Source organism: Burkholderia sp. AU17457 (assembly GCF_002223255.1).
In the GTDB taxonomy this organism is placed as follows: domain Bacteria; phylum Pseudomonadota; class Gammaproteobacteria; order Burkholderiales; family Burkholderiaceae; genus Burkholderia; species Burkholderia sola.
This window is the reverse complement of sequence record NZ_NKFB01000004.1, coordinates 42942-68146: the sequence shown is the minus strand read 5'-3', so window position 1 is coordinate 68146 and position 25205 is coordinate 42942. Positions and strand designations below refer to the sequence as shown.

25 protein-coding genes are annotated in these 25205 nt (G+C 68.6%); 14 read left to right on the top strand and 11 right to left on the bottom strand.

Going from position 1 to position 25205, the window contains the following annotated elements:
• The first annotated feature begins 110 nt into the window (after positions 1-110).
• From CFB49_RS12575 to CFB49_RS12535, 9 genes are all read left to right on the top strand, one after another.
• Positions 111-2954 carry a DUF4118 domain-containing protein gene (locus CFB49_RS12575; protein ID WP_089491499.1) on the top strand — a complete coding sequence of 948 codons (2844 nt, stop codon included), beginning with the start codon at positions 111-113 and terminating at the stop codon, positions 2952-2954.
• Positions 2947-3645 carry a two-component system response regulator KdpE gene (gene kdpE, locus CFB49_RS12570; RefSeq protein WP_069618137.1) on the top strand — a complete coding sequence of 233 codons (699 nt, stop codon included), beginning with the start codon at positions 2947-2949 and terminating at the stop codon, positions 3643-3645. Before CFB49_RS12575 ends, kdpE begins: the two co-directional genes overlap by 8 nt.
• 152 nt (positions 3646-3797) lie before the next feature.
• A complete protein-coding gene (locus CFB49_RS12565; protein WP_089435825.1) occupies positions 3798-4079 on the top strand; it encodes a DUF333 domain-containing protein in 282 nt (93 codons plus the stop codon).
• A 153-nt stretch (positions 4080-4232) separates the two neighbouring features.
• Positions 4233-4553 (top strand): quaternary ammonium compound efflux SMR transporter SugE, encoded by a 321-nt coding sequence (gene sugE / locus CFB49_RS12560; RefSeq protein ID WP_069618139.1) that lies wholly within the window; start codon positions 4233-4235, stop codon positions 4551-4553.
• A gap of 217 nt (positions 4554-4770) precedes the next feature.
• Positions 4771-5388: a DUF4126 domain-containing protein gene (locus CFB49_RS12555; protein WP_069618140.1), complete on the top strand. Its 618-nt coding sequence runs from the start codon at positions 4771-4773 to the stop codon at positions 5386-5388.
• Positions 5385-8000, top strand: coding sequence for an ABC transporter permease (locus tag CFB49_RS12550; protein WP_143329283.1), 2616 nt, complete (start codon positions 5385-5387; stop codon positions 7998-8000). The genes CFB49_RS12555 and CFB49_RS12550 overlap by 4 nt, the downstream gene beginning before the upstream one ends.
• A gap of 43 nt (positions 8001-8043) precedes the next feature.
• On the top strand, positions 8044-8454 hold the full coding sequence (locus CFB49_RS12545; RefSeq protein ID WP_034207992.1) for a group II truncated hemoglobin: 411 nt from the start codon (positions 8044-8046) through the stop codon (positions 8452-8454).
• Positions 8455-8559: 105 nt separating this feature from the next.
• Positions 8560-9291, top strand: a complete 732-nt coding sequence (locus tag CFB49_RS12540) for an alanyl-tRNA editing protein (RefSeq protein WP_089491498.1) — start codon at positions 8560-8562, stop codon at positions 9289-9291.
• On the top strand, positions 9288-9905 hold the full coding sequence (locus tag CFB49_RS12535) for a DUF924 family protein (protein ID WP_069618143.1): 618 nt from the start codon (positions 9288-9290) through the stop codon (positions 9903-9905). The genes CFB49_RS12540 and CFB49_RS12535 overlap by 4 nt, the downstream gene beginning before the upstream one ends.
• Before the next feature lie 177 nt (positions 9906-10082).
• Here CFB49_RS12535 and CFB49_RS12530 read toward each other — a convergent pair whose 3' ends face one another.
• The 11 genes from CFB49_RS12530 to CFB49_RS12480 form a co-directional block, all read right to left on the bottom strand.
• Positions 10083-11975 carry an ArnT family glycosyltransferase gene (locus CFB49_RS12530; RefSeq protein ID WP_089491497.1) on the bottom strand — a complete coding sequence of 631 codons (1893 nt, stop codon included), beginning with the start codon at positions 11973-11975 and terminating at the stop codon, positions 10083-10085.
• A gap of 228 nt (positions 11976-12203) precedes the next feature.
• Positions 12204-12965, bottom strand: a complete 762-nt coding sequence (locus CFB49_RS12525) for an SDR family oxidoreductase (protein ID WP_089491496.1) — start codon at positions 12963-12965, stop codon at positions 12204-12206.
• Positions 12966-12987: 22 nt separating this feature from the next.
• A complete protein-coding gene (locus tag CFB49_RS12520; RefSeq protein ID WP_060312082.1) occupies positions 12988-13569 on the bottom strand; it encodes a TIGR00730 family Rossman fold protein in 582 nt (193 codons plus the stop codon).
• Positions 13566-14324, bottom strand: coding sequence for a TetR/AcrR family transcriptional regulator (locus CFB49_RS12515; protein ID WP_069618146.1), 759 nt, complete (start codon positions 14322-14324; stop codon positions 13566-13568). The genes CFB49_RS12520 and CFB49_RS12515 overlap by 4 nt, the downstream gene beginning before the upstream one ends.
• Before the next feature lie 202 nt (positions 14325-14526).
• On the bottom strand, positions 14527-15063 hold the full coding sequence (locus CFB49_RS12510) for a diacylglycerol kinase (RefSeq protein ID WP_069618147.1): 537 nt from the start codon (positions 15061-15063) through the stop codon (positions 14527-14529).
• Positions 15060-16094, bottom strand: coding sequence for a glycosyltransferase family 4 protein (locus CFB49_RS12505; RefSeq protein ID WP_069618148.1), 1035 nt, complete (start codon positions 16092-16094; stop codon positions 15060-15062). Before CFB49_RS12505 ends, CFB49_RS12510 begins: the two co-directional genes overlap by 4 nt.
• Positions 16095-16122: 28 nt before the next feature.
• The gene (locus tag CFB49_RS12500) at positions 16123-17061 is read right to left on the bottom strand and encodes a UDP-2,3-diacylglucosamine diphosphatase (protein WP_089491495.1); all 939 of its coding nucleotides are present in this window, start codon (positions 17059-17061) and stop codon (positions 16123-16125) included.
• Between the two features lie 226 nt (positions 17062-17287).
• Positions 17288-17794, bottom strand: a complete 507-nt coding sequence (locus CFB49_RS12495; RefSeq protein ID WP_069618150.1) for an RDD family protein — start codon at positions 17792-17794, stop codon at positions 17288-17290.
• Between the two features lie 6 nt (positions 17795-17800).
• Entirely contained in the window at positions 17801-18562 is a 762-nt protein-coding gene (locus CFB49_RS12490) for a DUF3106 domain-containing protein (protein ID WP_089491494.1), read from the bottom strand.
• A 26-nt stretch (positions 18563-18588) separates the two neighbouring features.
• Entirely contained in the window at positions 18589-19023 is a 435-nt protein-coding gene (locus CFB49_RS12485; RefSeq protein WP_069618152.1) for a DUF3619 family protein, read from the bottom strand.
• Positions 19020-19583 (bottom strand): RNA polymerase sigma factor, encoded by a 564-nt coding sequence (locus CFB49_RS12480; RefSeq protein WP_089491493.1) that lies wholly within the window; start codon positions 19581-19583, stop codon positions 19020-19022. Before CFB49_RS12480 ends, CFB49_RS12485 begins: the two co-directional genes overlap by 4 nt.
• A gap of 355 nt (positions 19584-19938) precedes the next feature.
• Between CFB49_RS12480 and CFB49_RS12475 the strand changes: the two genes are divergently transcribed.
• The 5 genes from CFB49_RS12475 (at position 19939) to pssA (ending at position 25100) form a co-directional block, all read left to right on the top strand.
• The gene (locus CFB49_RS12475) at positions 19939-21702 is read left to right on the top strand and encodes an acetolactate synthase 3 catalytic subunit (RefSeq protein WP_069618153.1); all 1764 of its coding nucleotides are present in this window, start codon (positions 19939-19941) and stop codon (positions 21700-21702) included.
• A 111-nt stretch (positions 21703-21813) separates the two neighbouring features.
• On the top strand, positions 21814-22305 hold the full coding sequence (ilvN, locus tag CFB49_RS12470; protein WP_006750445.1) for an acetolactate synthase small subunit: 492 nt from the start codon (positions 21814-21816) through the stop codon (positions 22303-22305).
• Positions 22306-22411: 106 nt separating this feature from the next.
• The gene (ilvC, locus tag CFB49_RS12465; protein WP_034190794.1) at positions 22412-23428 is read left to right on the top strand and encodes a ketol-acid reductoisomerase; all 1017 of its coding nucleotides are present in this window, start codon (positions 22412-22414) and stop codon (positions 23426-23428) included.
• A gap of 140 nt (positions 23429-23568) precedes the next feature.
• Entirely contained in the window at positions 23569-24213 is a 645-nt protein-coding gene (locus CFB49_RS12460) for a phosphatidylserine decarboxylase (RefSeq protein ID WP_006478253.1), read from the top strand.
• A gap of 14 nt (positions 24214-24227) precedes the next feature.
• Positions 24228-25100 (top strand): CDP-diacylglycerol--serine O-phosphatidyltransferase, encoded by an 873-nt coding sequence (gene pssA / locus CFB49_RS12455; protein WP_089435395.1) that lies wholly within the window; start codon positions 24228-24230, stop codon positions 25098-25100.
• The last annotated feature ends 105 nt before the right edge of the window (positions 25101-25205 follow it).

Here is a 25205-nt window from a genome sequence, read left to right as displayed (position 1 = left end):
CGGGCCCGACTTCGTTTCGACGGCGCGCGCGCCGTCTTTGCCTTTTGCGGCGATTTGGAACCACAATGGCTGTATCTCGCGCGCCATCCGGCGCGCCGCCCTTCTGACGCATGAACCGTCCCGATCCCGACCAACTCCTCGACAAGCTGCAACGAGACGAAGAAAAGCAGCGGCGCGGCCAGCTCAAGATCTTCTTCGGCGCGTCCGCCGGCGTCGGCAAGACCTACGCGATGCTGCAGGCCGCGCGCCAGCGCCGGCAGGAAGGCGTCGACGTCGTCGTCGGCATCGTCGAGACTCACGGCCGTGCCGAAACCGCCGCGCTGCTCGACGGCCTCGACGTGCTGCCGCCCGCCCGCATCGACTATCGCGGCCGCCCGCTCGCCGAATTCGATCTCGACGGCGCGCTCGCGCGTGCGCCGCAACTGATCCTCGTCGACGAGCTCGCGCATTCGAACGTGCAGGGCGCACGGCACCTGAAGCGCTGGCAGGACGTCTACGAGCTGCTCGACGCGGGCATCGACGTGTATACGACCGTCAACGTCCAGCACCTCGAAAGCCTGAACGACGTGGTCGGCGCGATCACCGGCATCCGCGTGTGGGAGACCGTGCCCGATCGCGTGTTCGACGCGGCCGACGAAGTCACGCTCGTCGACCTGCCGGCCGAGGAGCTGCTCGAGCGGATGCGCGACGGCAAGGTGTATCTCGCGCAGCAGGCCGAGCGCGCGGTGCGCAACTTCTTCCGCAAGGGCAACCTGATCGCGCTGCGCGAACTCGCGCTGCGGCGCACGGCCGATCGCGTCGACGCGCAGATGCGCGAGTACCGCGCCGATCGTTCGATCCAGCGCATCTGGCAGGCGCGCGAGCGGCTGCTCGTGTGCGTCGGCCCGGGCGCCGAGGCGCCGACGCTCGTGCGCGCGGCGGCGCGCCTCGCCGCGAGCCTGAAGGCCGACTGGATCGCCGTATACGTCGAGACGCCGCGCCTGCAGCGGCTGCCCGACGCGCGGCGGCAGCGCACGCTCGACGCGCTGAAGCTCGCGGCCGAGCTCGGCGCGGAGACGGCCACGCTCGCCGGCGCCGACGCGGTCGCCGCGCTGATCGGCTATGCGAAGGTGCGCAACGTGTCGAAGCTCGTCGCGGGCGGCTCGCCGAAGGTCGGGCTCGCGCGCCGCTTCGCGCGGCCGTTCGGCGAGCAGCTGGCGGAGCGCGCGGGCGACGTCGACCTGATGCTGATCCGCGCGTCCGCGAGCGACGAGACGCGCGCCGCGCCGCTCGACGCGCGGGCGCGCGTCTGGCGCGACGCGTTCGCGCAGTTCGGCACGCATCGCTCGCCGCCGCGCCACTACGCGTATGCGGCCGCGATCTGCGCGGCGATCACCGGCGTCGCGAGTGTCGTGTCCGGGCGGCTCGACCTCACGAACCTCGTGATGCTGTACCTGCTCGGCGTGGTGTTTTCGGCGGTGCGGCTGGGGCGCGGCCCGGGCGTGCTGCAATCGTTCCTGTCGGTGGCCGCGTTCGATTTCTTCTTCGTGCCGCCGCGCATGTCGTTCTCGGTCAGCGACACGCAATACCTGCTGACCTTCTTCGGGATGCTGCTGACGTCGCTCGTGATCAGCCACCTGACGTCGACGCTGACGCGCCAGGCGAGCGTCGCGCAGCGCCGCGAGCGTCGCACGGGCGCGATCTACGCGATGGCGCGCGAGCTCGGCGCGGCGCTGACGACCGAGCAGATCGTCGAGATCGGCAGCCGTCACGTGGGCGAGGTGTTCCGCGCGCGCGTCGCGTTCCTGCTGCCCGACAGCGCGGATCAGGTGCGGCAGAAGATCGAGGAGCCCGACGCGGCCGTCACGCTGACGGGTGCGGAGCTCGACAGCGACGTCGGCCAGTGGGTGTACGACCAGCAGAAGCCGGCCGGGCGCGGCACGGATACGCTGCCGGCGACGGCCGCGCTGTACCTGCCGCTGAAGGCGCCGATGCGCACGCGCGGCGTGCTCGCGGTCGCGTCGCGCGAGCCGCGCGAACTCGAGGTCCCCGAGCAGCATCGGATGCTCGACGCATTCGCCGCGCAGATCGCGCTCGCGCTCGAACGCGTGCACTACGTCGAGATCGCGCGCGACGCGCTCGTCAACATGGAATCCGAGCGGCTGCGCAACTCGCTGCTGTCGGCGATCTCGCACGACCTGCGCACGCCGCTCACGACGATCGTCGGTTTTTCGTCGATGCTCGCGAACGGGCGCGCGGCCGCGCAGGCTGGCGATGCCGCGGCGGCCGGCCGGCTCGCGCAGCGCGAGGGCGAACTCGTCGACGCGATTCACGACGAGGCGCTGCGCATGACGGGCATCGTCACGAACCTGCTCGACATGGCACGGCTGCAGGCCGGCAGCCTGCAGCTCAAGCGCCAGTGGTCGCTGCTCGAGGAAACCGTCGGCGCCGCGCTCGCAGCCTGCCGGCGCGTGCTCGCGCGCCATCCCGTGCGCGTCGCGCTGCCGGCGGACCTGCCGCTGCTGCAGATGGACGCGGTGCTGATGGAGCGGCTGTTCACCAACCTGTTCGAGAACGCGGCGAAGTACACGCCGCCCGATACGTCGCTCGACATCGGTGCGGAGCGCGTGACCGACGACGGCCAGCCATTCGTGCGCGTGCACGTCGACGATCACGGCCCGGGCCTGCCGGCCGGGATGGAAGTGCGCATCTTCGACAAGTTCACGCGCGGCGAGAAGGAATCGGCGACGCCGGGCATCGGGCTCGGCCTCGCGATCTGCCGCGCGATCGTCGAGGCGCACGGCGGTAAAATCGGCGCGCTCAACCGCACCGCGCCCGACGGCCGCGTGACGGGCGCGCGCTTCTGGTTCACGCTGCCGGTCGACACGCCGCCAGCCGCGCCGGCCGTGCCCGACGACGAATCCGACCTGCCGGACGCATCGCCCCCATCCGAGTCATTGCCCGACCATGAGTGAACCCACCCTGACCGTCGTCCTGATCGAAGACGAAAAGCAGATCCGCCGCTTTGTGCGCGCCGCGCTCGAAGAGGAGGACATCGCGGTGTTCGAAGCCGAGACGGGCAAGCAGGGGCTGATCGACGCGGCGACGCGCAAGCCCGACCTCGTGATCGTCGATCTCGGTCTGCCCGACACCGACGGCCTCGACGTGATCCGCGAGCTGCGCGGCTGGTCCGAAGTGCCGGTGATCGTGCTGTCCGCCCGCACGCAGGAGGACGAGAAAGTCGCGGCGCTCGACGCGGGCGCCGACGACTACCTGACCAAGCCGTTCGGCGTGTCCGAACTGCGTGCGCGGATTCGCGCGCAACTGCGCCGGCGCAACCAGGGCGGCGCGAACGAGTCGCCGAAGGTGAGCTTCGGCGGCGTGAGCGTCGATCTCGCGCTGCGCCAGGTCTGGCGCGACGGCGAGATCGTGCACCTGACGCCGCTCGAATACCGGCTGCTCGCGACGCTCGTGCGTCACGCGGGGCGCGTGCTCACGCACCGGCAACTGCTGCGCGACGTGTGGGGGCCGTCGCACGTCGAGAGCCATCACTACCTGCGCATCTACATGGCGCATCTGCGCCAGAAGCTCGAGGCCGATCCCGCGCAGCCCGAGCACATCGTCACCGAGACGGGCGTCGGCTACCGGCTCGTCGGCGCCGTGTGACGGGCGGTGCGCGGCCGCGCATGCGGCCGCGACGTCGCGCCCCGGCAGGGTTGCGCCGGCGCGACAGCCGCGCGACCGGCGCCGGCCTTGCACACCGGCTGCGCAATCCCCGCTATCCTGACCGTTGCGCGAACGAAATCGAGGAGCGTGCAATGTCCGTCCGTCTGGTCGTCATCTGTGCGTTGGCGCTGGTTGCGCCCGGCGCGTTCGCCCAGCCGCTGCCGCCCGGGCAGCATCCGCCCGCGCCGGCGGCGCTGGCCAATCCCGCGTCGGTCAACTGCGAGAAGCTCGGCGGCCGCCACGTGATCCGTAACCTGTCGAGCGGGCAGGTCGGCATGTGCGTGTTCAAGGATGGCCGCGTGTGCGAGGAATGGGCGCTGTACCGCGACGACCGCTGCGTCGGCGGCGGCGCGCCGAAGCGCGTGGCGAACTGACCGCGTCCGGCCGGTCGCGCCGCGCCTCGACCGACGGCATGCCCGGCCGCCGGCAGGTCTGTAAGCTGCTTGTTATACTCGGCGCCGCCCGGGGACGACCCCGGGCCATTCGCTTCAACGGGGACGGCCCCATCCGATACGGAGTACGTCGAGATGGCGTGGGTATGGTTGTTGATTGCCGGTTTGCTGGAAGTGGCCTGGGCGGCCGGCTTGAAATCGTCGGACGGCTTCACGAAGCTCGGTCCGTCGGTGTTCACGATCGTGACGGCGCTGGCCAGCTTCGGGCTGCTCGCGGTCGCGATGCGCCAGTTGCCGCTCGGCACCGCGTACGCGGTGTGGACGGGCATCGGCGCGGTCGGCGCGTTCGTGTTCGGCATCGTGATGATGGGCGAGGCGCTGAGCGTCGCGCGCGTCGCGAGCGCGGCGCTGATCGTCGCGGGGCTGGTCGGCCTGAAATTGTCGTCGGCCGCCTGACGACGGTATGCGGGGCGCGCATGTGCCCGGGCGCCGCCCCGCGCCGCGGAATTGCGCCGGTCGCCTGGCCAGCCTGTCTATAATGGAACGTATTCGGGCCTGAATCCCGTCGTGCCGCTCGCGGCACGCGGTGCCGGTCGCCATGCGCCGCGCGGCCGGTCTGTCCGACCCGATCCGATCAATCGGCAAAACGCACGGAAAGTGCAAGGAGAGGGCCATGATCGAAGCCATTTCGCTCGGCGCGGGGCTCGCGTGGGCGAGCGGCCTGCGCCTGTACCTGACGGTGCTGATCGCCGGCATGCTGGCGCGGTTCGGCTGGCTCCATCTGCCCGACACGCTGGCGGTGCTGATGTCGCCGTGGGTCATCGGCGCCGCGGCCGTGCTCGCCGTCACCGAATTCCTTGCCGACAAGATCCCCGCGTTCGACTCGCTGTGGGATGCCGTGCATACCTTCATCCGCATTCCGGCGGGCGCCGTGCTCGCGGCCGGCGCGCTCGGCCATGCCGATCCGGCCATGCTGGCGGTCGCGGGGCTCGCCGGCGGCTCGCTCGCCGGCGCCGCGCACGTCGCGAAGGCCGGCACGCGCGCGCTGATCAACCTGTCTCCCGAACCGATTTCGAACTGGTTCGCGTCGTCGACCGAGGATGGTCTCGTGGTCGGCGGGCTCGTCCTCGCGTTCTTCGTTCCGCTCGCGTTCCTCGTGTTGCTCGCCGCGTTCATCGCCGCGTCGGCGTGGGCGCTGCCGCGCCTGTGGCGCGGCGTGTCGGGCGGCTTTCGCGGAATGGCGAACCACATGGTGTCGCGGCTCAACTCGATCGGAGGGAAGCGCGATTGAAGGGGCCGCAACACGCGGCGCAGCCGCCGGCCGGGCACCCCGGCCATGACGGGCATGCGCATGCCGGCCGCTTCGGCCTGCGCGACCTGATCCATCAGGCTGCCCGGATGACCGCGCGCGACTGGCGCGCGGGCGAATTGACGCTGCTGGTGCTCGCGCTGGTGCTCGCGGTCGCGGCGCTGACGAGCGTCGGCTTTCTCGCCGATCGGCTGCGCCAGGGGCTCGAGCGCGACGCGCGCCAGATGCTCGGCGCCGATTTCGTCGTGCGCGCCGATCGCCCCGTCGATCCGTCGTTCGACCGCCAGGCTCGCGCGCTCGGCCTGCGTACCGCGACGACCGCCATCTTCCCGAGCATGATCGCGTCCGCCGCGGGCGGGCAGGCCGCCGATGCGGCGCCGTCGCGCCTCGCGGCCGTGAAGGCCGTGTCGCCCGGCTATCCGCTGCGCGGCGCGGTCGAGATCCTGCCGGCCGGTGCGACCACCGCGCAGAAGGCGTCCGCGATCCCCGCGCCGGGCACCGTGTGGGCCGACCCGGCGCTGCTCGACGCGCTGCACCTGAAGGCGGGCGATACGGTGCGCGTCGGGCTGCGCACGTTCACGGTCGCCGCGGCGATTGCCCGCGAACTCGATCGCGGCTTTTCGTTCGTGAATTTTTCGCCGCGGCTGATGATGCGCGCGGACGAGCTCGCCGCGACGGGGCTCACTGGCTATGGCAGCCGCGTCACGTACCGGCTGCTGGTCGCCGGCGACGCAGCGGCCGTCGCGCGCTTCGAAACCTATGCGCATGCCCGCGTCGACGGCGGGAAGCTGCGCGGCGTCGGGCTCGAGTCGTTGCAGGAAGGGCAGCCGCAGGTGCGGCAGACGCTGGATCGCGCGCGCCATTTCCTGACGCTCGTGGCATTGCTGACCGCGCTGCTCGCGGCCGTCGCGATCGCAATGGCCGCGCAGCGCTACATGCGGCGTCATCTCGACGGCTGCGCGACGATGCGCTGCCTCGGCGTGAGCCGCCGCACGCTCGGCGCGCTGTTCGCGCTCGAGTTCGCCGGTGTCGGCATCGTATCGGGCGCCGCGGGCGCGGTGCTCGGCTACGGCGGCCACTGGGCATTGCTGGCCGCGCTCGGCAGCCTGATCGACGTCGCGCTGCCGTCGCCCACGTTGTGGCCGGCGCTGATCGGCATGGGCGCCGCGCTCGTGCTGCTGCTCGGTTTCGCGCTGCCGCCGCTCGTGCCGCTCACGCGCGTGCCGCCAGTACGCGTGCTGCGACGCGAGTGGGGCGATGCGTCGCGCACCGCGTGGGCCGCGTATGCGGTCGGCGTCGTGCTGTTCGCGGGGCTGCTGATCGTGGCCGCCGGCAACCTGAAGCTCGGCCTGATCGTCGCGGGCGGCTTTGCCGGCGCGCTCGTCGGGTTCGCGCTGATCGCCCGGCTCGTGCTGTTCGCGGCCGCCCGCGCGGTGCGCAATGCGCGCGTGGCCGCGGGCGTCGGCTGGCGTTACGCGCTGGCGTCGCTGCACCGGCGCGGCACGGCCAGCGCGCTGCAGATCACCGCGCTCGCGCTCGGCCTGATGTGCCTGCTGCTGATCGCGATCACGCGCAACGACCTCGTGGCGGGCTGGCGGCAGTCGACGCCGCCCGATGCGCCGAACCAGTTCCTGATCGACATCCAGCCCGACCAGCGTGCCGAGGTCGCTGCCTATCTGGCCGCGCACGGCGTGCACGACGCGGTGCCCGCGCCGATGGTGCGTGGCCGCCTCGTCGCGATCAACGGCAAGCCGGTGAATCCGGACGCGTACCCGTCGGAAGAGGCGCGCCGGCTCGTCGATCGCGAATTCAACCTGTCGTATACGACCGAGCTGCCGTCCGACAACCGGATCGTCGAAGGCGACTGGTTCGGCGCCGCGGCCACGCCGCAGATCTCGATCGAAGCCGGCCTCGCGAAGACGTTGAACGTGAAACCCGGCGACACGCTGCGCTTCGACGTGACGGGGCTGACGGTCGGTGCGCCAATCACGAGCGTGCGCAAGCTCGACTGGGGCTCGTTTCGCGTCAACTTCTTCGTGCTGATGCCGCCGCCGGTGCTGAAGGATTTCCCGGCCGTCTACCTGACGAGCTTCCATCTGCCCGCATCGAACGCCGCGCTGCTCGATCCGCTGATCGCGCGCTACCCGAACCTGACCGCGATCGACGTCGCGCCGATCCTCGCGCAGTTGCAGCGGATGATGCTGCAGGTGGTCGGAGCCGTGCAGTTCCTGTTCGCGTTCACGCTCGCGGCCGGCGTGCTCGTGTTGTACACGGCGCTTGCCGGCTCGCGCGACGAGCGCGTGCGCGAGGCCGCGCTGCTGCGCGCGCTCGGCGCGTCGCGCGCGCAGGTCAACGCGGTGCAGCGCGCGGAATTCGTCATGGTCGGCGCGCTGGCCGGCGTGCTGGCGTCGGTGGGCGCGATCGCGGTCGGCTGGGTGCTCGCGTCGCGCGTGTTCGACTTCCAGCTCGCCGTCGATCCGTGGCTCGTGCCGGCCGGCGTCGCGGCCGGCGTCTTCTGTGCCGGTGCGGCCGGCTGGCTGAGCCTGCATAATGTGTTGCGGCGCCCCGCGCTGCAGTCGCTGCGCGACGCGTGAGCGTCGCCTGCGGCCCCGAAGATCCCGTTTCCCGACTATCCGTATGACCGATGTGAATGACGATGCGCCGTCGCAGCCGACGGCGTTCGAGCTCGTGGGCGGCGAAGCCCGCGTGCGCGACATGGTGGACCGCTTCTACGACCTGATGGACCTCGAGCCCGAGTTCGCGCAGATTCGCGCGCTGCATCCGCCGTCGCTCGACGGTTCGCGCGACAAGCTGTTCTGGTTCCTGTGCGGCTGGCTCGGCGGCCCTGACCACTACATCAGCCGGTTCGGCCATCCGCGCCTGCGTGCGCGGCACCTGCCGTTCCCGATCGCGTCGGTCGAGCGCGACCAGTGGCTGCGCTGCATGGCGTGGGCGATGGAGGATGTCGGGCTGCCGGAGCCGCTGCGCGAGCGGCTCATGCATTCGTTCTACGACACGGCCGACTGGATGCGCAACCGGCCCGGTTGATCGACCGGTACGCCGCTGCCCGCGCGCGGGACGATCTGCGTCTGGGCGTACGTGCGGCCCGGCGCGACACTGGCCGTTTCCCCCATCGATACGAGGCTCATCCCGATGACGACACAGGCGCTGTTTCGCGAAGACGCGTATCTCATGCAATGCGACGCGATCGTCGAGGCCGTCGGCGACGACGGCATCCGGCTCGATCGCACCGTGTTCTACCCGCTCGGCGGCGGCCAGGCGGGCGACACCGGCACGCTGACGCTGCCCGGCGGCAGCACGATCGCGGTTGCCGATACGCGCAAGGCGAAGTTCGACGGCGCGACGCCCGACGACGCCGTGCATCTGCCCGCGCCGGGCCAGGACGCGCGCGTCGCGACGCTTGCTCCCGGCATGCGCGTGGTCGCGGCGATCGACTGGCCGCGCCGCTACCGGCACATGCGCCTGCATACGGCCGCGCACCTGATGTGCGCGGTGCTGCCGTACGCGGTCGACGGCTGCAGCGTGACGGCCGACTACGTGCGGCTCGATTTCGCGACGTCCGACGCGATCGACCGCGACGACGTCGAGCGTCGCCTCGCGGGTTTCGTCGCCGGCGCGCATCCGGTCACGACCGAATGGATTACCGACGACGAGATGGCCGAGCGGCCCGAACTCGTACGCACGATGAGCGTGAAGCCGCCGATGGGCCTCGGCCGCGTGCGGCTGCTGCGCATCGAGAACGTCGACCTGCAGCCGTGCGGCGGCACGCACGTGCGCAACACGTCCGAAATCGGCGGGCTGCGGGTCGCGAAACTGGAAAAGAAGAGTGCGCGCACACGGCGCCTCGTACTGGAGCTTGCATGACGATCGATACCGGGAAAGCGGGCGAGGCGGCGCTCGATCCGCGGGCGCGGGAGATTCTCGATTTCTGGTTCGGCGAGCCGGGCTCGGCCGAGTTCGGGCAGAACCGCAAGGTCTGGTTCAACGGCGGTGCGGCGTTCGACGACGTGCTGCGCACGCGTTACGGCGCGCTGCTCGATGCTGCATGCGACGGCGCATGCGATCACTGGGCCGATTCGCCGTCGGGTGCGCTGGCGTTGATCGTCGTGCTCGACCAGTTCTCGCGCAACATCCATCGCGGTACGCCGCGCGCGTTTGCCGCCGATCCGAAGGCGCTCGCGCTGGCCCGCCGCGTCGTCGCGGCCGGCTGGGACGCTCGCTTGCCGAGCGGACATCATCGTGCGTTCGCGTATCTGCCGTTCGAGCACGACGAGTCGGTCGAGAGCCAGCGCGAGGCCGTGCGCCTGTGCGCGGGCATCCGCGACGAGGCCGGGTGCGAGAGCTATCACCGTTACGCGTTGCTGCATGCGGCGGTCGTCGAGCGCTTCGGCCGCTTTCCGCACCGGAACGCGATTCTCGGTCGCACGTCGACCGACGAGGAAGCGGCGTTTCTGCGGGAGCCCGGTTCGTCGTTCTGACGTTCCGTCCATTGGCGAGACGACGGAACGGGGCGGCGAACCCTGGGACGCTTGCGGGTTCGTGCCGGCGCCGGTATCGCAGCAAAGGCTGCGCACCGGTCGATCGGACGGATGAACGCGGCCCGTGCCGAAGAAGCAAGTGAAGGCGGGCAGGGCGGCGCATCGCGCCGCCCGGTGTCACTGCTGGTGCCGTTCGGGCGTGCGCACGTAGACGCGCAGCAACTCGTCGTTGTCGCCCGGGCGGGCGCCGGTCCAGAACAGCTTCCATTCGTCGCCGGGCGCCGGATCGACGGCCCGCACGCCCTGCACGATCATCCACGTGCAGCGCGTCGTCTTCGCGTCGTCGATCGGCGTGTGCTGGATGCCGGAGAAGTAATACAGCATCGGCGCTTCCGATTCGCCGAGCCCGTGCAGGCTCGCCATGCAGTCGCCGTCGTTCCATTCGAGCGCGAGATGCGCGTTCAGGTCGTCGAACACCGACCGGTAGCTCTTCGCGACGTCCAGCCACGGCAGCAGCAGCGTATAGATGAGCCCCCACGCGACGAGCGCGCCGGCGCCCCACGACAGCGCGCCGCGCCACGGCCCCGTCGTGCGCAGCTTCGGCAGCAGCGTCAGCCAGCCGACCGTCAGCGCGAGCGCGCCGGTCACGAGCGCGGGCCGGATCGGCATCGTCCAGTCGAGCGGCAGCCAGCGGCCGAGCAGCGCGAGATCGGCACGCGACGCGGCCGGATCGGCCATCACCGCCCAGATCGCCCACGCGAGCACGACGACCGTGCCGAACAGGACGCGGCTCAGGTAATCCCATGCAAGATGCAGCCGGCGCGGCAGTCGGTCGATCGCCTGCGCGGCGACCAGCGCGAGCGGTGCGAAGAACGGCAGGATGTAGAGTTGGCGCGACGTCGCGGACACCTGCAGCACCACGAGCCCGATGCCGGCGAACAGGACGGGCAGCGCGATGCGCGGCGTACGCCAGTCGCGCCACGCGCCGCGGGCGAGCGCGGCGATCGCGAGCGGCGCGACCGGGAAGCCGACGAGCAGGAACGCGCGCAGGATGAAGAACGGCTTGTCGTTTTCCGCGCCCAGTTCGGGAACGGAGAAGCCGAAGAAGCGGCCGACGTTGTTGTCCCAGAACCACGTCATGAACAGCGTTTCCGAGCGCAGGAACAGCGCGGTCGGCCAGATCAGCGCGAACGGCGCGAACACGAGCGCGGCGACGCCGAGCGCGCGCGCGAACGCGCGGGTGCGGCAGGCCGGGTACAGCACCAGCGTGCAGACGAGCGTGGCCGCGAACACGAGCGGCACGAACAGCCCCTTCGCCATCAGCGCGATGCCGACACCCGCGCCGAAGATCGGCGCGGCCCAGCGGCCCGCCGGGTGCGCCGGCAGCCCGTGACGCATCGGCTGCGCGCGCGCGACGTGCTGCATCACGAGTTCGAGCAGCCCGCAGAACGCCATTGCGGTGCCGGCAAACAGCGCGACGTCCGTCATCATGTCGTGCACGTGCTTGATGACGACGAGCGTGCCCGCGCTCAGCACGACCGGACCGGTCGCGCGCAGGTCGAACCAGCCGTCCGCGCGGCTGGCCACGCGGGCCGCCCGCGCGATGAAGCCGAACGCGAGCGCGGCGAACAGGGCGCTCGCGAGGCGCGCTGCGTCGTGCAGCGGCATCACGCGCTGCAGCAGCCACGCGAGGCTGGTCGCGACCCACGCGTAAAGCGGCGGCTTTTCCATGAACGGCAGGCCGGCATTGGTCGGGACGATGAAATCGCCGGTCTCGAGCATGTGCTGGACGATGCCGAACGTATAGGTTTCGTCCTGTTTCCACGGATCGTGCCCGAGCACGCCCGGCAGCGTGTACGCGCACACCAGCGCGACGACGAACAGCCATGCGCGCCAGCCGAGCAGCAGCGAGCGGTCGCGCGGGGGGCTGATGGCGGCGGTCGAGGCCGCGACGGGCGTGCCGGCGACGTCCAGCGTCGCGATGACGTCGGTATCGGCGGTCGAGCGGGTGTGCGCGGCCGGGGCGGGCACGGACGTGCGTCGCCGGCTGGGCGCTGCGGTTCCAGGCATGGAAAAGATCTCGGGTCGAGTCGAGCCGGTCCGGCGACATGGGCTGGACCGATAAGGGGCTACATCCGGGGTAACGGACAGCGTGTTTGAGACACCTGTCTGAATGGCCGCTAGTAGAGCACGGAATTGTTACGGATGTTTACTGGAAGTGTCACGGAATTGTGGAGATTTGTGGCGCCGTGACCAAGGGGCGGTTTCGACCGCTGTATTGTTGCGCCGCGCGTCAGTTTAGCGGCCGCCGCCGACGTCGAGCAGGGCGCCCGTCGTGTAGGACGCCGCATCGCCGAGCAGCCAGACGATCGCCTCGGCGATCTCCTGCGCTTCGCCCGCGCGGCCGAGCGGCGTTTGCGCGCCGAGACGGGCCGCACGGCCCGGCTGGCCGCCGCTTGCATGAATGTCGGTCTCGATCAGGCCCGGGCGCACCGCGTTGACGCGCACGCCGTGCGGGCCGAGTTCCCTGGCCAGGCCGATCGTCAGCGAATCGACCGCGCCTTTCGAGCCCGCGTAGTCGACGTACTCGTTCGGCGAGCCGAGTCGAGACGCGATCGACGACACGTTGACGATCGCGCCGCCGCGCCCGCCGCGATCGGTGGACAGCCGCCGCGCCGCTTCGCGCGCGCACAGGTAGGCGCCGAGCACGTTGGTATCGAACATCCGCCGCAGCCGGTCGACCGGCATGTCGGCGAGCGGCATCGACGGCGCGACGATGCCGGCATTGTTGACGAGCGCGTCGAGGCGCCCGAACTCGGCCGCAACGGTGTCGAACATCGCGACGACGTCCGCCTCGTTCGTGACGTCGCCCGCGACGATGCACGCGCGGCCGCCCGCGTCGCGCACGGCCTGCGCGGTCAGCTCGGCCGCGGCCGCGTCGCGCGCGTAGTTGATGCCGACGTCCCAGCCGCGTTCGGCCGCGAGCACGGCGGTCGCGCGGCCGATGCCGCGGCTCGCGCCGGTGATGAGGACAGCCTTGCGGTCGGACGGTGCGGTCATCGCGTGCGGTTTCCGGTGACGTTTACTTCGCTGCGTCGGGCGCCCACTTGTCGCGGGTGGGCGGCTGATAGCGGCGCAGCCGTTCGATCAGCGCGACGGGTTCCGATTCGACGCACAGCGCGTCGAAATAGGCCGGCCGCATGAAGCCTTCGTCGACCGTATGGCGCAGCAGCGCGATCAGTGGATCGTAGAACGAATCGATGTTGTAGAGCGCGACGGGCTTGCGGTGATAGCCGAGCTGCGCCCACGTATAGACCTCGAAGAGCTCCTCGAGCGTGCCGGCGCCGCCGGGCATCGCGACGAACGCGTCGGAGAGGTCGGCCATCATTTTCTTGCGATGGTGCATGTCGGGCACGACGTGCAGTTCCGACAGCCCCGTATGGCCGACTTCCTTGTCGACGAGCAACTCGGGGATCACGCCGACCGCACGGCCGCCGGCCGCCATCACTTCGTCGGCGATCACGCCCATCAGGCCGACGCGGCCACCGCCGTACACGAGCGTGAGGCCCGCATCGACGAGCGCGCGGCCGAACGCGCGCGCGGCGTCGGCATAGACGGGCCGCACGCCGGACGACGAGCCGCAGTAAACGCAGACCGCCTTCATTGCTTCGCGTCCTTGGCGGAGGCCTGTCCGGTGGCGACGGGGCCGCCCGCCGGGCGCGGCGAACCGTCGCGCGGCGGCAGGTAGTCGGTGAACTGGCGCTTGGGCAGCTTGCCGGACACGAGATCGTCGAACAGCTGGCGCGAACGGCCGCGCAGGTACGGGGCCATGATCGAGATCACGTGCATGCTCACCTGGTGCAGCTCTTCGCGGATCGCGTCCTGGTCGTTGTACTTGCGCGGATGCATCACGTACTGGTACGACAGCCAGTACGTCGAGATCACCGCCATGTTGGTCGCGATGACCTCGATCTCGGCGGGCGTCGCGACCATCTCGGCGTCGGAGACGAGCAGCTCGCACATGTCGTGCGCGAAGCGCACCTTGTGGCTGATGATTTGCTTGAAGTGCGTCTCGAGCGTGCGGTTGCGTGCGAGCAGGTCGTTGAGGTCGCGATACAGGAACCGGTAGGTCCACATGAAATCGGCCATGTACTGCAGGTACGACCAGGTTTCGTCGATCGTCGGACGGTGATCTTCGGGGAAGCGCAGCCGCCGTTCGATCTGTTGCTCGAACTGCGCGAAGATGCTGTTGATGATGTCGTCCTTGTTGCGGAAATGGTAGTACAGGTTGCCTGGACTGATTTCCATTTCCTCGGCGATCGTCGTGGTGGTGACGTTCGGCTCGCCGATCTCGTTGAAGAGTTTCAACGACAACTCGAGAATCCGTTCGCGGGTGCGGCGGGGAGGTTTCGCTTCCATGTCGTCCGGCCCTGTATGTGCCGGACTGGCGGGCGCTGCAATCGATGCTGCGTGATTCGTCCGGCGCGGGTTGCTGTTCTATGTCTGGCGGACGATTATAAACCGGGGTTTCGCCACGCCGGGGCATTTCGTGATCGCGGCCCCCGCGCGGCGCATGGTGCGGCGCCGCATGCAGGCGTGGCGAAAGGCGCCCGGCGGTGGCCTAGAAGCCGAGCCAGCGTGCGACGACCGGGCCGAGCACGAAGCCCCACGTCGTCACGCACGCGAACAGCGCGACGGTCACGGCCGCGCTGCCGAGGTCCTTCGCGCGCTTCGAGAGTTCGTGGCGCTCGAGCGAGATGCGGTCGATCGCGGCTTCGACGCTCGAGTTCAGCAGCTCGACGATCAGCACCAGCAGCACCGAGCCGATCAGCAGCGCGCGCGACGCGGCGGGCACCGGCGAGAATGCGCCGACCGGCAGCATCAGCGCGGCGAGCGTGAGCTCCTGGCGAAACGCGCTTTCCTCGCGGATCGCGACGCGAAAGCCGTTCAGCGAATGCTTGAGCGCGAACCACGCACGCGTGATGCCGCGGTGGCGCTTGTACGGATTCGGCGGCAGCGGCGCGAGCCGGTCGTCGGGGCCGAGCGGCTCGTGCGGGTGCGCGTCCGCGTCGGCATGCGGCTCTTCCTCGTCGAACGGGCGGTGCCGTGACGGCGTCGCGGCGGGGGGCGGGATCTTGTCGTTCAGGTCTCGTTTCAAACGGCTGCACCTTCGGCTGGCGAGTACGCGGTCTTCGGCAGCGGCTTCAGATGCGACGCGAACTGCTCGGATGCGGCGCGCCACGAGAAGCGTTCCGCCCACGCGCGCGCAGTCGTGCGTTCGATCTTCAGCGCCTCGAGGCAGGCTTCCTGCAGGTCCTCGTGCATCGCGCCGGCATCGCCACCGCCGAGCACGTCGATCGGGCCGGTTACGGGATACGCGGCCACCGGCGTGCCGCAGGCGAGGGCTTCGAGCAGCACGAGGCCGAACGTGTCGGTGCGACTCGGGAATACGAACACGTCGGCCGCAGCATACACCTTCGCGAGCTCCGTCTGTGACAGCACGCCGAGATAGTTCGCCTCCGGATAGCGCGATTTCAGTTCCGCGAGCGCGGGGCCTTCGCCCGCGACCCACTTCGAGCCGGGCAGGTCGAGGCGCAGGAACGCCTCGACGTTCTTCTCGATCGCGACGCGGCCCACGTACAGGAAGATCGGCCGCGCGGTATTGAGCACCTTCGAGTCCATCGGCCGGAAGGTGTCGAGGTCGACGCCGCGGGTCCACAGCACGACGTTCGTGAAGCCGAATTTCTCGAGGTCCTGCTTGACGACCGGCGTCGGCGCCATCACCGCGAGCGACGGGCCGTGGAACCAGTGCAGGAACTTGTAGGTCGCCGCCAGCGGGATGCCGAAGCGCGCCTGCACGTATTCCGGAAAGCGCGTGTGGTACGCGGTCGTGTACGGCAGCTTGCGGGCGCGCGCATAGCGCCGCGCGGCCAGGCCGAGCGGGCCTTCGGTCGCGATGTGCAGCGCGTCGGGTGCGAACGCATCGATCCGCGCGCGCAGCTTGCGATACGGCAGGATCGACAGGCGGATCTCGGGGTAGGTCGGGCAGGGCACCGTGCGGAATTCCAGCGGCGTCAGCAGTTCGACGCGGTGGCCGAGCGCCGTGAGTTCGCGCGACGTGCTCTTCAGCGTGCGTACGACGCCGTTGACCTGCGGTTCCCACGCGTCGGTGACGATCATGATCTTCATCGCGGCATGTCCTGTAAGTAGGGTTGTGTCAGGCAGCGGCCTTGGCCTTGCGCGACGTGGTCTCGGATGGCGTGGTGCGCATCACCGTCCAGTAGACGATCTTCAATTCGCCTTCCATCGTTTCGACGAGCGCGGACAGGCTTTCGACCCAGTCGCCGTCGTTGCAGTACAGCACGCCGTCGATGTCGCGGATCTCGGCCTTGTGGATGTGGCCGCACACGACGCCGTCGCAGCCGCGGCGGCGCGCCTCGTCGGTCATCACGGTCTCGAACTGCGAGATGAAGTTGACCGCGTTCTTGACCTGGTGCTTCAGGTATTGCGACAGCGACCAGTACTGGAAGCCGAGCCGGCTGCGGATCCGGTTGAACCAGCGGTTCAGCACGAGGATCAGCGTGTAGAGCGTGTCGCCGAGGTACGCGAGCCATTTCGCGTGCTGGATCACGCCGTCGAACAGGTCGCCGTGCACGATCCACAAACGTTTGCCCGCGAGCGTCGTGTGGAACGCCTCGCCGCGCACCTGGATGTCGCCGAACGCGAGATCGCAGAACTGCCGCGCGCCTTCGTCGTGGTTGCCGGGGATGTAGACGACCTGCGTGCCCTTGCGCGCCTTGCGCAGGATCTTCTGCACGACGTCGTTGTGCGCCTGCGGCCAGTACCAGCCTTTTTTCAGCTGCCAGCCGTCGATGATGTCGCCGACGAGGTACAGGTACTCCGAGTCGTTGTGACGCAGGAAATCCAGCAGGTAGGGCGCCTGACAGCCGCTCGAGCCGAGGTGGATGTCGGACAGCCAGATGGTGCGGTAGCGATGGGCGGACGGCTCGGGGTCGTCGTGCTGCGTGGTGTGCGCGACCGGCGGCTTGTGCGACACCACGCCGTCGGTTGCCCCCGAGCCGGACAGGAACGCTGTGGCGGCGCGGGCGCCGATCGGATGACGAAACAATGAAGTCGCGGACGTTTTCTGGCCCATGCATGACTCGCGCCGGTTGACATTACCGGCATTCCGCCATGCGGGCGTGACTGTGCCGTGACAGTCACGAGACGTTCTTATTACGGTCGTCGAAGGATGTTTAGCAGTAAATGAGCGGGCGTTGCGTAAGCTGCCCCACTGAACGGTCGGCGCGTGTCCGGCAAGGCTGTCCGGCTCGATCGGGAACGGGCCGGGCGAGCGGTTTTCGTCGGACGAATGCGGCGCGTCAGCGCGGTATCGCGACGACGCGCGTGCGCGCGATCCGGTCGTGCGGGAACTGGCGGCCGGCGTGCAACCGGGCGGCGCCGGCCCACACGACGATCCATGCGGCGGCGAGCGCGAGCGTGACGGGCACCGACAGGCCGAGGAGCGGGTGCAGCGCGAGCGGCGGCAGGAACCACAGCCAGCCCAGCGCGTAGCGGACGAGCGCGTGGCCGGCGCTCAGCGGCCGGCCGCTTGACGATTCGAGCCGCAGCCGCCAGGTTTTCATCGGCAGCGTCTGGCCGCCGTGCGTCCAGAACCACACGAAATACGCGCCGACGACGAGCGCGATCCACGCGGCAAGCAGGTTGTGATGAACGAGGCCGTTGCGTTGCTGCGTCGCGAGACTGAACGCGAGCCCGGCGAAGAACACGACGCCGAACAGCAGCACGCCTTCGTAGAGCAGCGCGGCGAGGCGCCGCCGCACGGACGGCGCGGCGGCCGGGGTCTCGGGAGCGCGGGCGTTCGCCACGGCCGCTCAGGAGCCCTTGAACAGCGAAGGCGCGTCGGCGGGCGACACCGGCACGACCGCGGCCGGTGCCGATGCGGTGCCGGACGTCGACGATGCAGGCACCGGCTGCACGACGACGCCGGCCGACGCGGGCGCCGGGGTGGCGGCCGCGCCGCTCGCCGGATGTTCGTGCGAGTTGACGAGGCGGCGGACGTCACGGTCGGCGACCGTCGGCGGCGCGCTGACGACGCTCGGCCTGCGGCGGCGCTCGGCGGCGGCAAGCCGTTCCTTCTGTTCCTCGGGGAGCTGCTGATAGGCCTTCCACGCGCGCTCGCGCGCCTGCGCGGACAACTCCTTCGCGCTCTGGTAGTTCTCGCGCGCGACGCGGCGCTGTTCGGGCGTCATCTTCGCCCATTCGGTCATCCGGTCCTGCAGCCGCTTCTGGTCATCTGGCGACAACTTCGCGAAACGCGATGCGATCTTCAGCCATTTGCGCTTGCGGGCGTCGCTGAATCCGTCCCACTGGTCGGCGAACGGCGCGAGGGCCGCGTGCTGCGCCGGCGTAAGGCGTGCCCACGACAGCGGGCCGGCGGCGGCCGGCAGCGGAAGGGGAAGCGGCGGGAGTTCGGCGGTCAGCCCGGTCGCGGTTGACGCGGGCGCGGCGGGGCTGGTGGTCGCGACGGGTGCCGTCGCGGGGGCCGGGTGGAATCGGGAATACGTGGCGACGTAGGAAACGGCGATCGCGATCACGCATCCGAAAAATACGGCCAGGCCGCGCTTCTGACTCACCCGTGCGATCCCCTCGTTATTGTCTGTTAGTGAGCGCGCGAAAGATACGCGTTGAACCCGTGATCGAGATACGCATTGAGCGGCAGGTCGTCGCTGAGCATCGCCGCGTCGATGTCGGCGAGTTCGGCGGTGCGCTGCATGTCTTCCCAGTACGCGATGCCGACGAGCCCCGCGAGCAGCAACGCGAGCGGCCACGCACGCAGCAGGCGGCGGGCAAACGACGCGTACGGGCGGCCGGCGGGCGGGCGGTTCCCGGGCGTCGAGCCGTAGGCGCCGGCCGCGCCGGCGAAGGCCGGCACGAACACCGGCGCGCTCGCGGCTTCGGGCTTCTTGCGCGCGAGCGCGGCCCGGCGGGCGACGGCCAGCCGATCGGTGGTCGCGGCAGGCAGCGCGGCCGCGCGCTCGTCCAGCGCGCGGCGCACCTTCAGCGCGAATTCGTGTTCTCGGTTTGCGGAGCTCATAGCGTGATTCCTTTGGCCTTGAGCGCTTGCGCCAGGGTGTGAGTGGCTCGCGAGCAGTGCGTCTTGACGCTGCCCTCGGAGCACCCCATTGCGGCGGCAGTCTCGGCGACATCCATATCTTCCCAATAACGCATCAGGAACGCTTCCCGTTGACGCGTCGGAAGCTTCTGGATTTCTTTGTCGATCAGGGCCAGAACCTGCTCTCTTTCGAGGCGGTGCTCGCTGCTCTCGACGCCCGCGTTGTCGTCCGCGGATTCGAGCGTTTCGAGCGGGTCGAAGTCGTCGTCGTCGGTGTTGTTCAGCGACGAGAAGAGCGTCACCCACGTGTTGCGGACCTTCTGCCGGCGGAACCAGTCGTGGATCGCGTTCTGCAGGATCCGCTGAAAAAGCAGCGGCAGCTCGGCCGACGGGCGGTCCCCGTACTTTTCCGCGAGCTTGATCATCGCGTCCTGCACGATGTCGAGCGATGCATCGTCGTCACGTACGGCGTACGCAGCCTGCTTGAACGCGCGCCTTTCGACGCCCGCCAGAAAGTCGGCGAGTTCCTTGTCTGATGCCATTCCGTGAAGGTATGCGCTGCGGCCCGCTGCGTGGTGTAAAAGGTCGAAAAATTTCGTAAAACCCGCGGATGCTATCAAATTTTCATGCGGCTTGGCACCGGGTCGGCCGCCGCACGTTGCGCGCGAACCGCGCCGGCCGGGCGCCAGGCGGCGCGCATGATGCGCTGCGGGATATTTTGCTTGACGGCCCAGCTTCGACCCGCTATTGTCGGCGATTCGCAACATGAAGTGATGGTCTCATTTGAGGCTGGCCCAAGAAGCCCGCCCTTCAAACTGGACGCGCCGCTTGAACCCGAGCCACAAGCCCGGCAGAGAGCACCCGATCAATTTTTTGCCGAAAATTCGAAAGGTCAAAATGAACATGCCCAGCGCGGAATTCTCCACGTCGGAACCCCTTTCCCCTCCCGATAGCGACTCCATCGGCGGTACCGTGCTCATGAAGGCACTGGCCGACGAAAACGTCGAATTCATCTGGGGCTACCCCGGCGGCTCGGTTCTCTACATCTACGACGAGCTGTACAAGCAGGACAAGATTCAGCACGTGCTGGTGCGCCATGAACAGGCAGCCGTGCACGCAGCCGATGCGTATGCGCGCTCCACCGGCAATGTCGGCGTCTGTCTCGTGACGTCCGGCCCCGGTGTCACCAACGCGGTGACCGGCATCGCCACGGCGTACATGGATTCGATCCCGATGGTCGTGATCAGCGGCCAGGTGCCGACCGCCGCGATCGGTCAGGATGCGTTCCAGGAATGCGACACCGTCGGCATCACGCGCCCGTGCGTGAAGCACAACTTCCTCGTGAAGGACGTGCGCGACCTCGCGGAAACCGTCAAGAAGGCGTTCTATATCGCCCGCACCGGCCGTCCGGGCCCGGTGCTGATCGACATCCCGAAGGACATCTCGAAGACGCCGTGCCAGTACGAGCCGGTGAAGAGCGTGTCGCTGCGTTCGTACAACCCCGTCACGAAAGGCCATTCGGGCCAGATCCGCAAGGCCGTGTCGCTGCTGCTGACGGCCAAGCGCCCCTACATCTACACGGGTGGCGGCATCATCCTCGCCGACGCGTCGCGCGAGCTGAACCAGTTCGCGGACCTGCTCGGCTACCCGGTCACGAACACGCTGATGGGCCTCGGCGGCTATCGCGCGTCGGACAAGAAATTCCTCGGCATGCTCGGCATGCACGGCACCTACGAAGCGAACATGGCGATGCAGCACTGCGACGTGCTGATCGCGATCGGCGCCCGCTTCGACGACCGCGTGATCGGCGACCCGGCGCACTTCGCGTCGCGCCCGCGCAAGATCATTCACATCGACATCGACCCGTCGTCGATCTCGAAGCGCGTGAAGGTCGACATTCCGATCGTCGGCGACGTGAAGGAAGTGCTGAAGGAACTGATCGAGCAACTGCAGACGGCCGAGCATGGGCCCGACACCGACGCGCTCGCGCAATGGTGGACGGACATCGAAGGCTGGCGTGCGAAGGACTGCCTGAAGTACGACCGCGAAAGCGAGATCATCAAGCCGCAGTACGTGGTCGAGAAGGCGTGGGAGCTGACCGACGGCAATGCGTTCGTGTGCTCGGACGTCGGCCAGCACCAGATGTGGGCCGCGCAGTTCTACCGTTTCAACAAGCCGCGTCGCTGGATCAACTCCGGCGGCCTCGGCACGATGGGCTTCGGCCTGCCGGCGGCGATGGGCGTGAAGATGGCCCACCCGGACGACGACGTGCTGTGCATCACGGGCGAAGGCTCGATCCAGATGTGCATCCAGGAATTGTCGACCTGCCTGCAGTACGACACGCCCGTGAAGATCATTTCGCTGAACAACCGCTACCTCGGCATGGTCCGCCAGTGGCAGCAGATCGAATACAGCAAGCGCTATTCGCATTCGTACATGGATGCGCTGCCCGATTTCGTGAAGCTCGCCGAAGCGTACGGCCACGTCGGCATGCGGATCGAAAAGACTTCGGATGTGGAGCCGGCGCTGAAGGAAGCGCTGCGCCTGAAGGACCGCACCGTGTTTCTCGACTTCCAGACCGATCCGACCGAAAACGTCTGGCCGATGGTACAGGCCGGCAAGGGCATCACCGAGATGCTGCTCGGATCGGAAGATCTGTAACGGCGCGACGCGCGCTCAGGCCCGATGCGGCCGCCTTCACGAAGGGCGGTGCGGCACGCGGCGGCGCGCGGCGCGAGTGAATCGACACGGCACATTCTGGAAGAAGCGAACATGAGACACATCATTTCCGTCCTGCTGGAGAACGAACCGGGCGCGCTGTCGCGCGTGGTCGGCCTGTTTTCCGCACGCGGCTACAACATCGAAACCTTGACGGTGGCGCCGACCGAAGACCAATCGCTGTCGCGGCTCACCATCGTTTCCATTGGCTCCGACGACGTGATCGAACAGATCACGAAGCATCTGAACCGCCTGATCGAGGTGGTGAAAGTGGTGGACCTGACCGACGGTGCACACATCGAACGCGAGCTGATGCTGATCAAGGTACGTGCAGTGGGCAAGGAGCGCGAAGAAATGAAGCGGATGTCGGATATTTTCCGCGGCCGCATCATCGACGTGACCGAAAAGACCTACACGATCGAATTGACGGGCGCGAGCGACAAGCTCGACGCATTCATCCAGGGGCTGGACGCGAGCGCGATCCTCGAGACCGTGCGCACCGGCAGCTCCGGCATCGGACGCGGCGAGCGCATCCTGAAGGTGTGATGCCGACATAGCCAAAAATGGCACGCCGGGTGCGCCGTCATGTCCCGGCCCGCAGTACTCCATCCGAACGAATTATTGAATTTTTTGAATTAGCGAAGGAACCATCATGAACGTTTTCTACGACAAAGACGCCGACCTCTCCCTCATCAAGGGCAAGCAAGTCACGATCATCGGCTACGGCTCGCAAGGCCATGCGCACGCGCTGAACCTGAAGGAGAGCGGCGTGAACGTGACGGTCGGCCTGCGCAAGGACGGCGCGTCGTGGAGCAAGGCTGAAAACGCCGGCCTGTCGGTCAAGGAAGTCGCCGAAGCAGTGAAGGGCGCGGACGTCGTCATGATGCTGCTGCCGGACGAGCAGATCGCCGACGTGTACGCGAAGGAAGTCCACGCGAACATCAAGCAGGGCGCGGCGCTCGCATTCGCGCACGGCTTCAACGTCCACTACGGCCAGGTGATTCCGCGCGCCGACCTCGACGTGATCATGATCGCGCCGAAGGCGCCGGGCCACACCGTGCGCGGCACGTACTCGCAAGGTGGCGGCGTGCCGCACCTGATCGCGGTTGCGCAGAACAAGTCGGGCGCGGCGCGCGACATCGCGCTGTCGTACGCGGCGGCGAACGGCGGCGGCCGTGCCGGCATCATCGAGACGAACTTCCGTGAAGAAACCGAAACCGACCTGTTCGGCGAGCAGGCCGTGCTGTGCGGCGGTACCGTCGAGCTGATCAAGGCCGGTTTCGAGACGCTGGTCGAAGCCGGCTACGCGCCGGAAATGGCGTACTTCGAGTGCCTGCACGAACTGAAGCTGATCGTCGACCTGATCTACGAAGGCGGCATCGCGAACATGAACTACTCGATCTCGAACAACGCCGAGTACGGCGAATACGTGACCGGCCCGCGCGTCGTCACGGAAGAGACGAAGAAGGCGATGAAGCAGTGCCTGACCGACATCCAGACGGGCGAGTACGCGAAGAGCTTCATTCTCGAGAACAAGGCAGGTGCGCCGACGCTGCAGTCGCGCCGCCGCCTGACGGCCGAGCACCAGATCGAGCAGGTTGGCGCGAAGCTGCGTGCGATGATGCCGTGGATCGCGAAGAACAAGCTCGTCGATCAGACGAAGAACTAAGCACCGTTCAGCAGCAAAACGTGCTGTTCCGGCCCTTCAAGCGGAGGGCCGGCATCAAAAAGCCGTCCGAAGGCAGCAGTGCCCCGGGCGGCTTTTGTTATGCTACGGGCTTTGCAATTCACCGAACACAGAACGAATCCATGAACTATCCTCATCCGATCATCGCGCGCGAAGGCTGGCCGTTCATCGCGATTGCAGCCGTCGTCGCGCTGTTGATCCATGCCGTCGGGGGCTTCGGCTTCGCGTGGCCGTTCTGGCTGCTGCTCGTTTTCGTCGTCCAGTTCTTCCGCGATCCGCAGCGCCCGATCCCGGCGCAGCCGAACGCGGTGCTGTGCCCGGCGGACGGCCGCATCGTCGCGGTCGAGACCGCGCAGGATCCGTACGCGAACCGCGAAGCGCTGAAGATCAGCGTGTTCATGAATGTCTTCAATGTGCATTCGCAGCGTTCGCCGGTCGATGGCGCGATCAGCAAGGTCGAGTACTTCCCGGGCGCGTTCCTGAACGCGGCGATCGACAAGGCGTCGACCGAGAACGAGCGCAATGCGGTCGTGATCCAGACGGCGAGCGGCAAGACCGTCACGTCCGTGCAGATCGCCGGCCTGATCGCCCGCCGGATCCTCTGCTACGTGCGCGCCGGCGAGCCGCTGTCGCGCGGCCAGCGCTACGGTTTCATCCGCTTCGGTTCGCGCGTCGACGTGTACCTGCCGCTCGGCAGCCGCGCGAAGGTGTCGATCGGCGAGAAGGTCTACGCGTCGTCGACGATCCTCGCCGAGCTCGAACAGTAAGCGGCGGGGGCACAATGGCCGCATTCAAACCGCGTCGGCCGCGTAACGGCTCCGGCCAGACGCCACGCCCGTTCCGCCGCAACAAGGTGATGGCGCCCGATGCGGCGCCGCTCGAAAGCCGCCGCGCCGCGCGCCAGCGGTTCCTGAAGACGCGCGGCATCTATCTGCTGCCGAACGCATTCACGACCGCCGCGCTGTTCTGCGGCTTCTTCGCGGTCGTGCAGGCGATGAACGTCCGCTTCGAGATCGCCGCGATCGCGATTTTCGTGGCAATGGTGCTCGACGGCATGGACGGGCGCGTCGCGCGCATGACGCATACGCAGAGCGCGTTCGGCGAGCAGTTCGACAGCCTGTCCGACATGGTGTCGTTCGGCGTCGCGCCCGCGCTGGTGATGTACGAGTGGGTGCTGAAGGATCTCGGCCGCTGGGGCTGGCTCGCCGCGTTCGTCTATTGCTCGGGCGCCGCGCTGCGCCTCGCGCGCTTCAACACGAACATCGGCGTGGTCGACAAGCGCTTCTTCCAGGGGCTGCCGAGCCCGGCCGCCGCCGCGCTGATCGCGGGCTTCGTGTGGCTCGCGACCGACAACCGCGTGCCGATGAAGCTGGGCTGGCTGCCGTGGGTCGCGTTCGTGCTGACGATCTACGCGGGCGTGACGATGGTGTCGAACGCACCGTTCTACAGCGGCAAGGCGCTCGACGTGCGGCACCGCGTGCCGTTCGCCGCGATCCTGCTCGTCGTCGTCGCGTTCGTGCTCGTGTCGTCCGATCCGCCGCTGATGCTGTTCTGCCTGTTCGTGCTGTACGGGCTGTCCGGCTACGTGTTCTGGGCCTACATGGCCGTCCGCGGGCGTGCGAATCCGGCGCGCTCGTCGCAGCGCGATCACTGACGCCGACGCGCGATCCGCGATCTGCCCGGAACGGCGGCCTTGGGGCCGCCGTTTTTATTTGCCCCTTTTTTGGGGCCGGGCGCGTCGATTCCCGGGTGCCGTCCG